Raw genomic sequence first — 14,517 nt, forward strand, 5'->3', positions numbered from 1 at the left:
GCAGACTGAATTATGTTACCCACCGTTTTTGATCATCATAGCACAGCATGGTTGCAGCCATTTGCCGTCACCATGCCCGATATGGCTATGCTGGCCATCAATCGCCGTGCAGTGAGCCTGGCGGCAAACGAACAGGCATTGTCTCTGCTCGCACCAATAGGCAAGGAATTGCCCAAAGAGACACGTCAGGTGCTCATCGAAGCCATGCGCGAAAGCAAAACCGAGCTAAACATCACGCTTACCCTCAAAGGCCTCAAGCGCGATTTCAAATGCAGACTATTCTATCCGCAACACACCCGTCGCGCCGTGGGACTCATGCTGGAGGAAGAAGAAAAGACCTTGACCGACCAGTTGCTGCATATGCAATCCATCGTGCATTCACTGATCGAAATGAGCCCTGACCTGATTTGCATTAAGGATAGCGACAACCGCTGGATGATGGCCAACGAGCAAATGCTCAACACCTTCCAGATCAACCATTTTGACTTTGAGTTTTTGAATAACCGTCAAATTGCGCAAACCTTGCACCCGGTATTCCGCAACAGTTTTGAACATCACGAAAAATCAGACCAACAAGTCTGGCAAACGCGCCAGCCCTACCACAATGAAGAGTTGGTGCATTTGCCACAAGGCGGTCATAAAACGCTAGAAGTGCATAAAGTCGCTTACTACGACCGCGAAGACCTTCCAAGCCACCTGATCACGGTCGCTCGCGATGTGAGCGAGCAAAAGTTTATTCAAACCCAACTCAACAACCGCAGTGCCGTGCTGGATACCCTGATCTCATGCGACTGGATGCTGCACTCGACTGAACGCTGGCAAACGGTGGCAGAAAACGTGCTGCAACAATGCTGCCTGTCCTTTAGATTCAGTCGCGCCACCCTGCTGCAGCATGAGAATATCCATACGCGCAACAAGACAGAAATGCGCTCCAAGGCCCTGTTTCATTGGGCCATGAACGGCTTTCATGCCACGTATGAGCACTGGGAAAAAGTGTCTTTCCTCACGCCAGAACTACAACGCTGGCATGCCCTGCTGGCGCAGGGCCAGCCGGTTATGTGTGATGCCCTGAGCCTGCCAGAGGCCGAGCGCGCCCTGCTCAAGTCGCACGACACGGTCAACCTGGTCATTGTGCCGCTGATGCTGGACGATGACTGGTGGGGCTCCATGGTCATTGAACGCTGTTTTGATGCAGAGCCGACCAGTTCACAAGAACTGGGCTCACTGATGGCCATCGGCCGCACCTTGAGCGTGGCCATCAACCGCGAACAAACCGGAAAACATCTCAAACTGGCAAAAATCGCCTTTGACAGTACCACCGAAGGCATCATGATTGTGAACCCGGCCGGGGAGCTGGTGGGGATCAACCAGGGTTACACCTTGATTACCGGCTATGCAGAAGAAGAGGTACTGGGCAGCAAACCGCAAATCTTCAAACAGCGTCCGCGCGGCTTGTTTGGTGCGCTCAAACGTCATGGCAAATGGTCTGGGGAAATTGAGAATGTCCGCAAAAACGGCGAGAGCTACACCGAGTGGATGACTATCACAGCGGTGCGTAACCACGCCAATGCCATCACCAATTATGTGGGCGTGTTTGCGGATATTTCGGAAATGAAACGTTCGCAACGCCAGTTGAACTCTCTGGTCAATCACGATCCGCTGACCGGCCTGCCTAACCGCCGCCTGATTAATCACCTGTTCGCGCATGCGATTCAGCGCTCCGGCCGCAATGAGCAGCAAGCGGCCATTCTGTTTATCGACCTCGACCGCTTTAAAAATATCAACGACAGCCTGGGGCATTATGCCGGCGACCAGTTATTGTTGAGCGTAACCGAACGTCTGCGTCAGGCCGTCCGTGAGTCTGACATCGTTGGCCGCCTTGGTGGTGACGAATTCATCATCATGCTGGAAAACCTGCGCAGCAAGGCCGATGCGTCACAAAAAGCGCATGATATTCTGGAAGCCCTGCGTGTTGAATTCAATATTGACCACCACCAGATTTTTGTCAGTGGCAGCATAGGCATCTCGATGTACCCGCAGGATGGGCAGGATGTCGAGAGCCTGATCAAAGCCGCCGACCTCGCCATGTATCAGGTCAAAAACAACGGTAAAAACCATGTCGCGTTTTACGACGCTGCACTGAGCCGCGACGCCGTTGAGCACTTCCAGCTGGAAACCGAGTTGCGGCAGGCGCTCAATAAAAACCAGCTGAATATGTTCTATCAGGCCCAGATTGACCTCAAGACAGGCATGATTATTGGCGCGGAAGCGCTCATCCGCTGGATGCATCCGACTCAGGGCATTATCTCGCCCGCCAAATTCATCCCGCTGGCAGAAGAAACCGGCCTGATTCTGAGCATAGGGGAATGGGCCCTCGCTCAGTCGGTCCGGCAAGCGCATGCCTGGCATCAACAGCATCCGGAATTCAAGAAAATTGCGATTAATGTCTCTGCTGTGCAGATCATGAAAAGCAAGTTTGCCGACACGGTCTACGGCATCCTGATGGAAAGCGAATGTGACCCATCCATCATTGAGCTTGAAATCACCGAAAGCACCTTGATGCAGCATACGCAACATGTGGTCGACACCTTCAATCAACTCAAGCTGTTGGGAATCAGCATTGCGATTGATGATTTTGGCACCGGCTACTCTTCACTCTCACACTTGAAACGGTTGCCGCTGGACCAGATCAAGATAGACCGCAGCTTTGTCAAAGACCTGCCAAACGACAAGGACGATGCTGCGATTACCAGTGCGATTTACGCCATGGCAACTCAGCTGGGATTTACCGTGGTGGCTGAAGGCGTAGAGACAGAAGAGCAGGAAAAATTTTTACAGCGACTGGGATGCCAGACAGCCCAAGGCTATCTGTACGCCTATCCGGTCAATGCGGACGATTTTGTAAAACTGTTAACATTAAACAATCAAAGAAAAATAAAACGCCATGCATAATCAAGCCTCCGACACTTATTACATTAGCCCAGACCAACTGCAAGTGGGGTTATATATCCACCTTGATCTCGGTTGGATGGATCATCCATTCTCGGTCAGCAACTTCAAGATCACTGAAGATGCGCAAATTGACACGATCAAATCGCTTGGACTCAAGCAGCTACGCTATGACCCGCGACGAAGCACCAGTCACCCACTGAAAAAAAATGCCAATGTCGTGGAGTTTCTGGTGAAAAAAGCGTTGTTCCCAGAGCCGGAACCCGCCAAGGAAACAACGCCGCTCAATGCTGCACAGCAGAAACGACAGGTGCTCAAGCAAGTCATCAACGAGAGTGAGCAAAAGTTTATGCGCACCAGTGCCGAGGTCAAAAACATTCAGAAGCTCTCAACTGAGCATCCTGACCAGGCCTATGGACTGGCTCAGACACTGGTACAAGACCTGGTCAGCAGCACACTGACTGAAGGTGACATTGCGATCCACGCCATGAGCGGACACCGTGTCGGCGATCAGCATTACCAGCATGAGCTGAATACCCTGGTGGCCAGCCTGATCCTGGCCAAGAACCTGAATATCAGTGATGAAGATGCGGTGATACTGGGCATGGCGGCCATTTTGCATGATATTGGCAAGCGGCAGATTAGTGACAAAATCCTGTTGAAAAAGGACCCCCTTAACCTGCGCGAAGTCGCGATTTATCAAACCCACGTCGCCTTAGGCCTGAATATGCTCAAAGAGGTGGCCGTACCCAAAAAAATCATGACACTGATTGCCCAGCATCATGAATTTGCGGATGGCAGCGGTTACCCGCAAGGCCTGCGTGCAGAACAGATTGACCCGTTGTCGCATATCCTGATCATCGCCAATGTGTATGACAACTTATGCAACCCCTCTAACCCGGCGTTGGCAAAAACGCCCTACGAAGCGCTCAGCATGATGTTTGCGCAGCAACGTCACCAGTTTGACCAAACCATTTTGCGCCGCTTTATCAAATGCCTGGGCATTTATCCGCCAGGCAGTGTAGTGCGCCTATCTGATCAGCAACTGGCGACGGTGATCTCCACCAACCCGCAGCAACCCTTAAGGCCTTTCGTGCAGATACTCAACGATGATCCTGAGGAAGAAGGCGAGACCTTTGACCTCAGGGAAGCGCTGGACATCAACATCATCCAGTGCCTGAAACCAGAGCAGCTACCCGATATCCTGCAAAAACGCATGCGGCTCAAACAGCGCACCAGCTACTTTTTGGATAAGTCACTGGCATTGATGTAACCCCATAAGCATAGGCATAACCCAGGGATCAGAACTGGGCTCTGACCCCTGCCAGCAATGTAAACGGCATGGCCAACCCTTGCGACCAAGGTTGGCCATAGCTGTAAGTACTGTCCTGATAGGTTCTATCAAACACATTCATCACATTGGCATAGATTTGCCAGTTTTTGTTAATGGTATAACTGGCGCTCAGGTTCACAATGGTGTTAGACCCTTGTTTTTGAGCTTCCCCCGATGCAGAAAAGGCAGTCGTCATCGGGCCAACATAATAGGCTTGAATATAGGTATGCCAGCGCGCATCCGGTTTCCAAGCGAGGCCCAATGCAGCGATATTTTTGGCAAAACCTGCTAGCTGGGTCTCCAATGGAGTCGTCACACTCCCAGACTTGCTGGTCAAATAAGTACTGGTATAGGTATACATTCCATCCAGTTGCCAGGTATCGGTCAATACATATTTTCCAGATAACTCAACACCATAGGCGCGCCCGGTCTGGTCGTTTGTGTAATACGTAATATTGCCCGTACAGTTGGTGAATGTGCTGCCTCCAGTCCATCCACAAAGATTTTTCACAGGTTGAGGCGCAGACGCATTTTTAGCAACATTGTATGTCGCGATCATATCGCTAATATCATTAAAGAAATACGTCACACCAAGCGTCAGTTTGTCCCCACGAAAATCCGTTCCTACTTCAAATCCTTTCACTTTTTCTGGCATCAAGTTTGGATTAGCCACGGTAAAGGCGGTTGAGTTGCCAAAACTTCTGAGCAGGTTATTAAATCCTGGCGCACGAAATGCCGTGTACGCTGAAGCGCGTAAGGCCACATTGTCATTCCAGTCATAATGAACACCAGCACTCGGGTTGAACGCATAATATGAAGTATCTGCATTCCCCCCTCCCGAAGCGGTCCCGCCCGCTCTGGTCAGCTGGCTAGACATGTTATTTGTAAACCACTCATCATAACGGCCGCTCAAAGTCAGCTGTAAGGCTTCTGTAGGCGAGTATTTCCCCTGCATGAATACACCTTGGAATGTTTGTTCGCCTGAGCCTATCGCCGTTGCAAAAAGATTTTGCGTACTCTTGATCGAAGCCGGTGTACCGAAGTACTGCTCCGCATCACTGGCCGTCAGCTTTCTGAAGTCTGCACCGACTTGGACACCATCACCAGCGACATTAAACGTTTTGGAATATACCGCTGACAGTCCTTTTTCACGATACGCCTGATTGCCATATTGTGTGTAATAAAGGCTATAGGGATTATTCACAGTTTGCGGATTGGCGAGTAAAGATGTACCTGCTGTTCGACAGGTACCGGTTCCATTCGCATTGGACCAGAGACAAGAAGCACCATTGTACTTATCAAAGCTCAAATACTGGTACCAGGCACGCGTACTGACTTTACTGTCGTCAGACAATGCTGCGGTAAAGCCACCCGCCACATCTGTACTGCTCTGCAGGTTGTTACCATAGGCTGAGCTGTAATTGATGTCCTGATCCTGGCGCGCATAGCCCATTTTCAAGAAAGCCTCGAATTGATCTGAGGGATGATAAATCCCACTAAGCCGAATCACATTGTTTTCATCATGCGTAGCCCTTCGTCCCGGATACATCCACAGGTATTCGTGTGGCACTGTAAGATACCCATTGGTCTGCGTACGGTTATAAGTGAGATTAAAGTGCAAATGATCAGACATCGAAAAGTTTTTGCTGATGTACTCATTATTGGTCCCCTGTGTCCCGCCTGAAATCACGGCCTCTCCGGCATTGTCTTTGGGTGTTTTGGTAATGATATTGATCACACCGGACGCGGCCATGCTGCCCCATAGGCTAGATGAACCTCCTCGCATAATTTCGATATGATCAATGTTATTCAATGGCACCTTGAACCATTGCGTCGTCAAGTAGAAAGGATCAATCACAGGAATGCCATCCACCATCACCAGCACCTTGCTGTTACCAGTCCCGCGCAGCTTGGTCTGATTCCCTGTGGGATCACTGATCAATGCCGGGGTGCCAGAAAAATTAAACCCGGGAATCATACGCAACACCTGATCCAGTGATTGTGCCGCCGTTCGCCGAATATCCTCCTGCGTAATCAATGTAGTATTCACCGGCATCTGACTCAATTTAGCCTGCGCACGGCTAGACGTAATCACCACGTCTTCCAATTGCTCGGAATACTGGTCATGGTCTGCATAGGCATGGGAAACCACCCCGCCCCACACCAACATCATCATCCACACCTTATTATTCAAAACGCTCCCCTTTTACACATGGTCAAACAGATGCAGACCACTTTTAATAAAACAAATTGAAGGCCACATTTACCGACCGCCCCATGCCGGGCAAGTTGATGCCCCATGGAATTGTGCCGAGGCTCATCGGGTCTCCTTGACCAAGATAGGCCCCGCCTAGTGGCGAGTAATAAAGCTTATTCAGGGCATTTTCCACGGCGAAATCCACCCTGAAATGTTTACGACTGTAACTGGTACGCAGATTGAGCAAGCCATACCCATCGGTCTGAGTTTCATTGCGGACCGCTGACACATGCGTCTTTGCACTCACAAGCTGTAGCTCTGCGGTCGACAACCAGCCGCCGACGGCATGCTCTAGCGAGAATCGTCCATTGAGGGGCATGATGTGATAAAGATCATTGCCGCTGGTGGTGTTTTCACCTCGGGTATAACTGATCAGGTATTTTGCCCTGAACTCACCCCAAGACTTCTGCTCAGGATTCAGGACACGATAGGCGGAGAAATCAAGCCCATGCAGCCTGGCGCTTTGATTGGCATACTGCAAAATAACGTAGGCATTATTGTTGGTCCGATTGGCTGGCGAACACCTGCCGCTGTTGCAGCGTTTGGCATCGACATAATCACTGATGTAGGTCAGGTAGGCATTTATTTTGGCTGCCCACACAGACTGTGCTTCATCATGCCAATCCATTGCGAGATTCAGGGTGTGCGCGACTTCAGGTTGCAAATTGACGTCGCCCACATAACCATTGCCGTCGCCGACAAAATTGTTCATGAGCGCAGCCATCGAGAAGGTTGCCCATGGATAGCGCTCATACAGGTTAGGCGATCTGGACTTTCGGGCCAAGCCAAGTTCGTAAGTGGCCTGCTGGGTTGGCATATAACGGGCTAGTGCGGTCCAGTCCCAATTATGGTCCCGACGATCATGACTCAGCGCATTGAAGCTTCTAACATCATTTCGGTAGGAAGCTGTATTACTGTAGCCCTGTACATCTGACGCATCCGTACTCACAATATCCGAGCGTAAGCCCAGAGAGGTCTGCCATGCAGTTCCCCAGTGTGAGTCCATTTCAGCAAACAGGCCAATACGATCGCGGCGCCCGTTACGGATATTTTGAAAATCATTACAGCACATAGAGCCGACTGCCGATCCAACCGGTGGCCACCAGTCATCCAGACGATAGGAAACGAACTCACTCCCGAGTTTGAAAATATGGTCCGTCAAAAACGGGATGCTTAACTTTAACCCACCACCAACGGTTGTCGCTTTGGATAACATGGGCATCAGTTGATCTGCACGTTCTGCACCAATATCCATCGCATGTTTGACCCGTTGACGGTATAGCCTGGCCTGAATATCCCCCCAGTCGAACTCACCGTTGTAGCGAAAGTTGATGTTGGTGTTTTGATTATCCGTCATGTCCATGCGTTGATTCGGAAAGCCCTCAAAACCAACGGTCTGCTGGCTGATACCCAGTTGCAGCAAATGCGAGTCCTGTTTGAAGGCGAGATCAAGCGCTCGGTTAATGGCGCCGGAAATGGCACTGGAGGCAACTACATCGAGATCAGTCGCCTTGATCCAGTCCGCAGAGGGCCACCGACTGAGATCCTTGAAGTCTTTAGCTGCACGATAATTGGAGGCGTCCAATCTGGACTCTGAATACTGGAGATTGAACTGCCTGCTTGCAAAGCCAGCAGCTGCATTCCAGCCATGGGCATAGCCATTACTTCGGTAAAAACTCCCTAAATTGCCGGTGACCAGGGGTTGCTCACCCGTAGCAAACACTGGAGAGGCGGCACTGACTTGAATGGTCCCGCCTAGGCTATCGCCGCCTTCACTCACTGGCACGACCCCGCTGAACACTTTAATCTTGCCCACTCGACTAGGGTGAATATATGAGAGTATGGAGTTCATGTGATTGGGGCATGCGGAGGATAAATCCATGCCATCCACCTGTGTGCGCAAACGTTCATCGGCTAAGCCATGAATCGCAGGTAATCCAGAAATCGTACCTGCCGAATACACACTCAATCCAGGCACCTCTTCCAGCATTCTGCTGGTGTCCATTTCCATAGCATGGGATCGGAGGCTTTCAGCCTCCAGCTCTGTCGCCGACAAGGGAATTGCACGCAGTTTCTTTTCTACCACTTCAATCTCAGGCAAACCGAGTGTCTGATCCGATTTCGGCAGAGATGGCTCAGCGTCCGCGGCCACAGCCAGCGGTGAGACGGCATAAAGCGCGATGAATACCAGCGGCCAGTACTGTCGGAATCGCAACGATAGTCTTTGTTCGAATATGTACATATATGTCTTTAAACGTGGCGAGCATGCCTGCTCGCCACATGTTGCTTACATCGAACGACGCTGTTGACGTTGAGCCCAAGCCAACAGGCCAAGTCCTAATACCATCATTGCAGAGCGATCAGCCTCAGGCACAGGCACCGTCACAGACAGCAAGCTAACGCTTTGCGAAACGGGATAACCACTCATGGTCCCAACACGCCCATAGCCAGCCACTGTAGTCCCCGTCATACAGGTCGGCCCCATCATGCCGCCCGCTGTGCAATCGGCATAGGCCAGCTTGTTGATTTGCGCAGAAGTCAGCGCGGCCAATGGATCAGTCGTGTTCACAAACACTCTGGCATAAGCATTGTTGCTACCATTATTTCTGGTCATTCCCACGCCAGGAGTCCATCCATCGCCGCTGGTAAACGTGCTGGTGGTTGAGTTAAGAAAGGTGGTAACAAGAAACCCGCCCAGCGCAGCGTCATAAGTCGCATCCAGCTGGTGAGTCAAATGCACCCAACTCATGTCGTCTGAGCCATTGATGCCCGTGGCGGGGTTGTAATCCACCATGCCGGTCATGGATTCACTGAGCCAGCCCTGCAAACCAGAAACCGTCTTGCTGACAGTATCAAAAGTGAATGTCCCCACAAACCAGGTATTGGCCGGGTCAGTATCTGGCTCGATAAACTTGGTGGTCACGTTATAGGTTGCAAGCGCCGCAAATGCTGGGCTGGTTGCCAAGGTCATGGCAGCGATTGCCAATGTTTTTTTCAATACGTTCATTATCTTCTCCTATCATGTTGGTGAGGGCGTTAAGCACGCTCACCAACGATTCATGTTGTGGGGTTATTTGCTACGACGGCGCACCTGCCAGCCAACCAAGGCCAGACCTGCCAGCAACAGGGCCATGTTTTCCGGCTCTGGGACTGCGCTGACATTCAGTGAGGCGGTGTAGCCAAAACTAGTCGCCAGCTGGTTTGCGGCGTTGTTACCGCCAATCATGATGGTGTAATCCCCTGCCCCCAGCAGAAACTTGCCGGTGACCACATCGGTCGCTGTGGTCGCAGAGCCCTTGTAGATAAAGCTGCTCAGTTCGCTGTCGATGCCAATCGCATCGCCGTCACCGCCCATTTTCCAGTTGCCCAATGCATTCCAGCTGCCATCGGTGTCGGTATACGACTTGTTGGAGCCCAGGTTGGCTTGCGCCCAGCTGTAGCGCCAGACGATAGAAGCGTTGGCACTATCGTAATCGGCACTGGTTTGCGTGCCTGGAAAAGCGCCACCGGTTCTGACTGCCGCCAGTCCACCGTATATAGAGAAAGCAGGTAACAGATCGGCAGAGGTTGCATCGACGCTGAAATCCACCCAGGCATTGTTTTGGAGGGTGAAGCGGAAAGCGCGGCCGATATGGCTATCGCCCAGATTGCCGTCAGCGGCGCCGGCCCAGCCATAGTTGGTATTGACCGTGGTGGTAATGCTATTGCTGGCATTCACCAGGCCAGAGAATGTGCCAAAGTCACGCCCGGTATAACTTAAATGCGCCCAGGCAGGTTGAGTGAGTCCCAGCAAGGCCAGGGCCAAGAAGGTTTTTTTCATAGACTTTTCCTCAGAAATATTTTTTGTAAACGGCATGCCCCCTACTGGTCAGCTACCAGCAGGGTGAGCATCACACATCAGGCGGCGAAGACTTGCCTGGCATCCCGATCGGGTTGCCAGCGGATAAGCGCGCTGATGTCACAAGCGAAATAAGAGCAAAGTTTGCCCAGATGCTCGGTGCATGCGTTGTAAGAAGGATTTTTGACCATGCGATGCAAGGTCATGCGGCTGATGCCGGTAGACTCAGCGATTTCTTTGAGGGTGATGTGGCGTTTCCACTCCACCTGTTTGGCAAATATCATTGCCTGAAGGTTGATGACGATCATGTCATGACTCCATATGTGCCTGCATCACAGGCATACCCATAAACCGTCTACACAACAGACGGCACTAGATTGAGTAAGGTGGAGTCAGTGGGGGTGCGCGCGTGGGGTGCGCGGTGGAGTAAACACTTGCGACAACAGGGGCCTGATAGCTGCTTAAAGCAATCTCGGCCTGGGCTTGTTGAAACAGAATGTAAGCCGGATTGGGCTGGGGCAATACCACATCATCCATCGCCATATGGCAGAACGGACAATGATTGAGATGATGCCCCAGTGAAACCGGTTTTTGTGAAGGCTGATAGTCAATCAGGGTAGCGCGCAATTTTCCTTGCGTGGTGATCACCTGAATGACCAGTTTACTGCCCTGCGAGGAACACACCTCCTGAATAAAGCTTTTGCCTGCTTGCATGGGAAACGCGAGGCTCAACGTCGGCACGAGCGCAGCCAGCATGATTGCCATCAAGGCCATGCGTGCCATCCAACGTTGAAATTTGCGCGTCACCATGCCGCCATTTTAACGGCAATCCTTTAAAATAAACAATAGCCTCTTCATTGACACAGGACAAACCATGGCCACTCCCAGCCTGCTGGCACTACTGGATGACATTACCACCATGCTGGATGACGTTTCCGTCATGAGCCAGCTCGCGGCCAAAAAAACAGCGGGGGTACTGGGCGATGACCTTGCGCTCAATGCCCAGCAAGTCACAGGGATTGCCGCCAAGAGAGAGCTGCCAGTGGTGTGGGCAGTGGCGCGCGGATCGCTGCTGAACAAACTGATTCTGGTGCCCGCAGCGCTGTTGATCAGTGCGTTTTTACCTTGGCTGATTACGCCCTTGTTGATGCTGGGAGGGGTCTTTCTGTGCTTTGAAGGGTTTGAGAAAGTCTGGCACAAGCTGCACCATGACAAGCACTCGGACACCAGTGACCAAGCGATCCACGCCGCCATGCAGCAACCTGAGACAGACCTGGTCGCTCTGGAGCAGGAAAAAATCAAAGGCGCCGTACGGACGGACTTCATTCTGTCCGCCGAAATTATTGTGATTGCCTTGGGCGTTGTCGCCGATGCAGCCATCACGCAGCGTATTCTGGTGCTCTCCCTCATTGCCGTCGTCATGACACTGGGGGTGTATGGCCTGGTCGCTTTGATCGTCAAAATGGATGATATCGGCTTATGGCTGATGCAACGAAGCGGTCATCATCTTCTGGCCTCTGCCGCACGCAAAACAGGTTGGGGCATGGTGCAAACGGTCCCCTACCTGATGCGCTTGCTCAGCATCGTCGGCACCGCGGCCATGTTTCTGGTCGGCGGCGGCATTCTCGCCCATGGCATCCCGCCCTTGCATGCGCTAATTGAGCAATCTCCACAGTGGGCGCTGTTGTGGAACGCCTTGATCGGCATATTGGCGGGCGCTATCTGCTACGTCTTAATCCATATCGCGATGATATTTAGAAAGAAACACTAGTTTTTTTCTAAGCCCTTGTTAGAATTACCTAAAAAGGGGGCTTCATGATACTTTCGCGCAAAGTAATAGTGGTTGCTTTATCGGTTTCCGTTGCTTGCTTGCTCGGTTCTTTGCAAGCAACACCCGCTCAAATGTTATGGCTGGATAATGTGCACTGGTTTATCACCAATGCGGCCTGCCTGATTCTGGCGCTACTGGGTTATTACCGCAGCCATCTCTCACACCGCCCCTGTAAACGCTGGTTTGTATTTGGTACCTTGGCCTATTTTACCGGCGGCGTGCTATGGATATTTGAAGTCCTCACAAAACAAACCAATTTCCCCGCCCAGTCCGATATTTTTTACCCCCTCATGGGCGTATGCCTGATCATCGGCTTTATCACCGCCTTACGTAGCCAGCTTTCTGCGGCCAAAACCTGGGCATTCTCGATTGACACCATTTCATTCAGCATTGCTGTTCTCAGCTACATCCTAATTTTATATTTGCCACAATCGTCCGAAGTCAGCCCGCTACAGCTGGCCGTGCTCAGTGCCTACCCTGCCAGTTTACTCAGTGCTGCGCTGGTTTCCCTGCTATTGATCCCATACCTGCGACCGGCATGGATGATGCCCTGGCTTATGCTCAGCGCGGGGTTGACCTTGCTGGGCGCATGCTGGATGCAATGGAACCTGAACGCACTCAACCACGTGCCTCAAACTAGCCTGTGGACCAATTACGGTTTTTCAGCGGCAGACCTGTTGATCGGCAGCGGGCTGTATGGCTGGCAAGTCCGCATTGCCAAGCGCGTGTCTTATCACAGGCAATGCAGACGCGTTCGCGGCTTGATTCCTGCCATTACCTTTATTTTTAGCATGTGTACACTGGCACTCATCTGGTGGCAAAGCGGCCCGCACCCCTATGCCTATTACATTGCTATCGGCTCAGTCATGATGATCCTGGTGTTCTCGGCCCTGCGGCAAAGTATCTTGCTGCGTGAGAGTGAAAAACTGCTACTCGCCGAAAATCTGCTGGCCGAAAAAGAACGCCAGTTCCAGCAGTTGTCGCGCAACGACCCGCTCACGCGGCTTCCCAACCGGCTGGCCATACACACGCTGCTCGAGCATGCCATCATCACGGCAGCCGATGCCAGCGACACCGTCGCCCTGCTCATGATTGATTTAAAGCACTTTCAAAGCATTAACGACAGCTTCGGCCACCATACCGGCGACTTGTACTTACTGGAGATCGCCCAGCGCCTGCAATATATCACGCATGAATCCGGCGAGTTAGGCCGTGTGCATGGCGACAAATTTGCCCTGATTACCTCGCGGAAAACCGATGCCGAACTGGTTCATCTGGCAAATAATTTATGCAGAATTGTGCATAAGCCCGTGCTGATTGAAGGACATGAATTGATTCTGGATGCCTATATCGGCATCAGCCTGTTTCCGCGTGATGCAGAAGATGCAGAGCAGCTGGCACGCAATGCCAACACCGCACTTGCGCATGCAAAGCACGGCACCCAACATCCGTATTTATTCTATTGCAAAGAACATACCCGGCTGGCTCAAAACCGCTTCAAGCTCGACGTGCAACTGCGCAAAGCCATCAAAAAACAAGAATTCTTTTTGCAGTTTCAACCGATTTTCAGCCTGGGCAAACAACAACCGGTCATCTGCAATATTGAGGCGCTCATCCGCTGGAAAACCAACAAGGGAGAGGTGGTCTCCCCGGCTGAATTTATCCCCTACGCCGAACAGTCTGGCCTGATTTTACCCATGGGCGAATGGATTATTGCAGAAGCATTCAAGCATTGGGCCAAGCTGGTTAAAGACAGTGGTCATGAGGTGGGCCTTTCAATTAACATTTCCCCGCGGCAATTCCGTGACCATAGCTTGCCACTCCGCATTGCCGGGCAACTACAACGCTATCACCTGCCGGCCCGCTTGCTGACCCTGGAAATCACCGAAAGTGCCGTCTTTGAACATGAAGAACAGGCGCTGGAAACCTTAAAACAATTCAAGGCTATTGGCGTGCGCCTGTCGCTCGATGATTTTGGTGTAGGCAACTCATCGCTGTTTAAACTCAAACACCTGCCCCTGGATGAACTCAAAATTGACCGTGCCTTTATGATTGATGTGCCAGAAAGCAGCGCCGACAGCGAAATTGTCAGCACCATTATCAAAACAGCCGGCATTCTGGGCTTGTCCGTTGTGGTAGAAGGCATTGAAACCGAAGCGCAGCTTGAGTTTCTGCGCAAGATCGGCTGCGATTGCATCCAGGGCTTTCTGCTGGGCCGTCCGATGGATATCCAAGGCATTCCGCCCCTGTTAGTTGCTGCCAAGACACAAACGCTGAGCGCTTAATCTTTGACGCTGCCAGCCTAAGGC

10 protein-coding genes are annotated in these 14,517 nt (G+C 51.7%); 4 read left to right on the forward strand and 6 right to left on the reverse strand.

Going from position 1 to position 14,517, the window contains the following annotated elements; translation table 11 throughout:
- Positions 1-12 precede the first annotated feature (12 nt).
- On the forward strand, positions 13-2,952 hold the full coding sequence (locus tag ACT53C_RS00325; protein ID WP_476144267.1) for an EAL domain-containing protein: 2,940 nt from the start codon (positions 13-15) through the stop codon (positions 2,950-2,952).
- Entirely contained in the window at positions 2,945-4,222 is a 1,278-nt protein-coding gene (locus tag ACT53C_RS00330) for an HD-GYP domain-containing protein (RefSeq protein ID WP_476144269.1), read from the forward strand. The genes ACT53C_RS00325 and ACT53C_RS00330 overlap by 8 nt, the downstream gene beginning before the upstream one ends.
- A gap of 28 nt (positions 4,223-4,250) precedes the next feature.
- Here the strand turns inward: ACT53C_RS00330 and ACT53C_RS00335 are convergent, their stop codons facing one another.
- The 6 genes from ACT53C_RS00335 to ACT53C_RS00360 form a co-directional block, all read right to left on the reverse strand.
- Positions 4,251-6,476, reverse strand: a complete 2,226-nt coding sequence (locus ACT53C_RS00335; RefSeq protein WP_476144271.1) for a TonB-dependent receptor — start codon at positions 6,474-6,476, stop codon at positions 4,251-4,253.
- Positions 6,477-6,519: 43 nt separating this feature from the next.
- A complete protein-coding gene (locus ACT53C_RS00340) occupies positions 6,520-8,754 on the reverse strand; it encodes a TonB-dependent receptor plug domain-containing protein (RefSeq protein WP_476144273.1) in 2,235 nt (744 codons plus the stop codon).
- Positions 8,755-8,826: 72 nt separating this feature from the next.
- The gene (locus tag ACT53C_RS00345; RefSeq protein WP_476144274.1) at positions 8,827-9,546 is read right to left on the reverse strand and encodes a PEP-CTERM sorting domain-containing protein; all 720 of its coding nucleotides are present in this window, start codon (positions 9,544-9,546) and stop codon (positions 8,827-8,829) included.
- 63 nt (positions 9,547-9,609) lie between these two features.
- Positions 9,610-10,359 carry an FxDxF family PEP-CTERM protein gene (locus ACT53C_RS00350; protein WP_476144276.1) on the reverse strand — a complete coding sequence of 250 codons (750 nt, stop codon included), beginning with the start codon at positions 10,357-10,359 and terminating at the stop codon, positions 9,610-9,612.
- Positions 10,360-10,436: 77 nt separating this feature from the next.
- A complete protein-coding gene (locus ACT53C_RS00355) occupies positions 10,437-10,685 on the reverse strand; it encodes a helix-turn-helix domain-containing protein (RefSeq protein ID WP_194748582.1) in 249 nt (82 codons plus the stop codon).
- A 64-nt stretch (positions 10,686-10,749) separates the two neighbouring features.
- Positions 10,750-11,187, reverse strand: coding sequence for a DUF2946 domain-containing protein (locus tag ACT53C_RS00360; protein WP_275356191.1), 438 nt, complete (start codon positions 11,185-11,187; stop codon positions 10,750-10,752).
- A 64-nt stretch (positions 11,188-11,251) separates the two neighbouring features.
- Here ACT53C_RS00360 and ACT53C_RS00365 point away from each other — a divergent pair, with 64 nt between their 5' ends.
- Both ACT53C_RS00365 and ACT53C_RS00370 read left to right on the forward strand, forming a co-directional pair.
- Complete coding sequence (locus ACT53C_RS00365; RefSeq protein WP_476144278.1) at positions 11,252-12,148, forward strand: DUF808 domain-containing protein; 897 nt, start codon at positions 11,252-11,254, stop codon at positions 12,146-12,148.
- 131 nt (positions 12,149-12,279) lie between these two features.
- Positions 12,280-14,493, forward strand: coding sequence for a putative bifunctional diguanylate cyclase/phosphodiesterase (locus ACT53C_RS00370; protein WP_476144280.1), 2,214 nt, complete (start codon positions 12,280-12,282; stop codon positions 14,491-14,493).
- Positions 14,494-14,517: the final 24 nt, after the last annotated feature.

This window comes from Methylophilus sp. DMC14, from assembly GCF_056314085.1.

Bases quoted from the DNA above. Each gene is read 5' to 3' on its own strand.
- ACT53C_RS00325 (WP_476144267.1), top strand. From the start codon at position 13: ATGTTACCCACCGTTTTTGATCATCATAGCACAGCATGGTTGCAGCCA.
- ACT53C_RS00330 (WP_476144269.1), top strand. From the start codon at position 2,945: ATGCATAATCAAGCCTCCGACACTTATTACATTAGCCCAGACCAACTG.
- ACT53C_RS00355 (WP_194748582.1), bottom strand. From the start codon at position 10,685: ATGATCGTCATCAACCTTCAGGCAATGATATTTGCCAAACAGGTGGAG.
- ACT53C_RS00345 (WP_476144274.1), bottom strand. From the start codon at position 9,546: ATGAACGTATTGAAAAAAACATTGGCAATCGCTGCCATGACCTTGGCA.
- ACT53C_RS00365 (WP_476144278.1), top strand. From the start codon at position 11,252: ATGGCCACTCCCAGCCTGCTGGCACTACTGGATGACATTACCACCATG.
- ACT53C_RS00360 (WP_275356191.1), bottom strand. From the start codon at position 11,187: ATGGTGACGCGCAAATTTCAACGTTGGATGGCACGCATGGCCTTGATG.
- ACT53C_RS00350 (WP_476144276.1), bottom strand. From the start codon at position 10,359: ATGAAAAAAACCTTCTTGGCCCTGGCCTTGCTGGGACTCACTCAACCT.
- ACT53C_RS00370 (WP_476144280.1), top strand. From the start codon at position 12,280: ATGTTATGGCTGGATAATGTGCACTGGTTTATCACCAATGCGGCCTGC.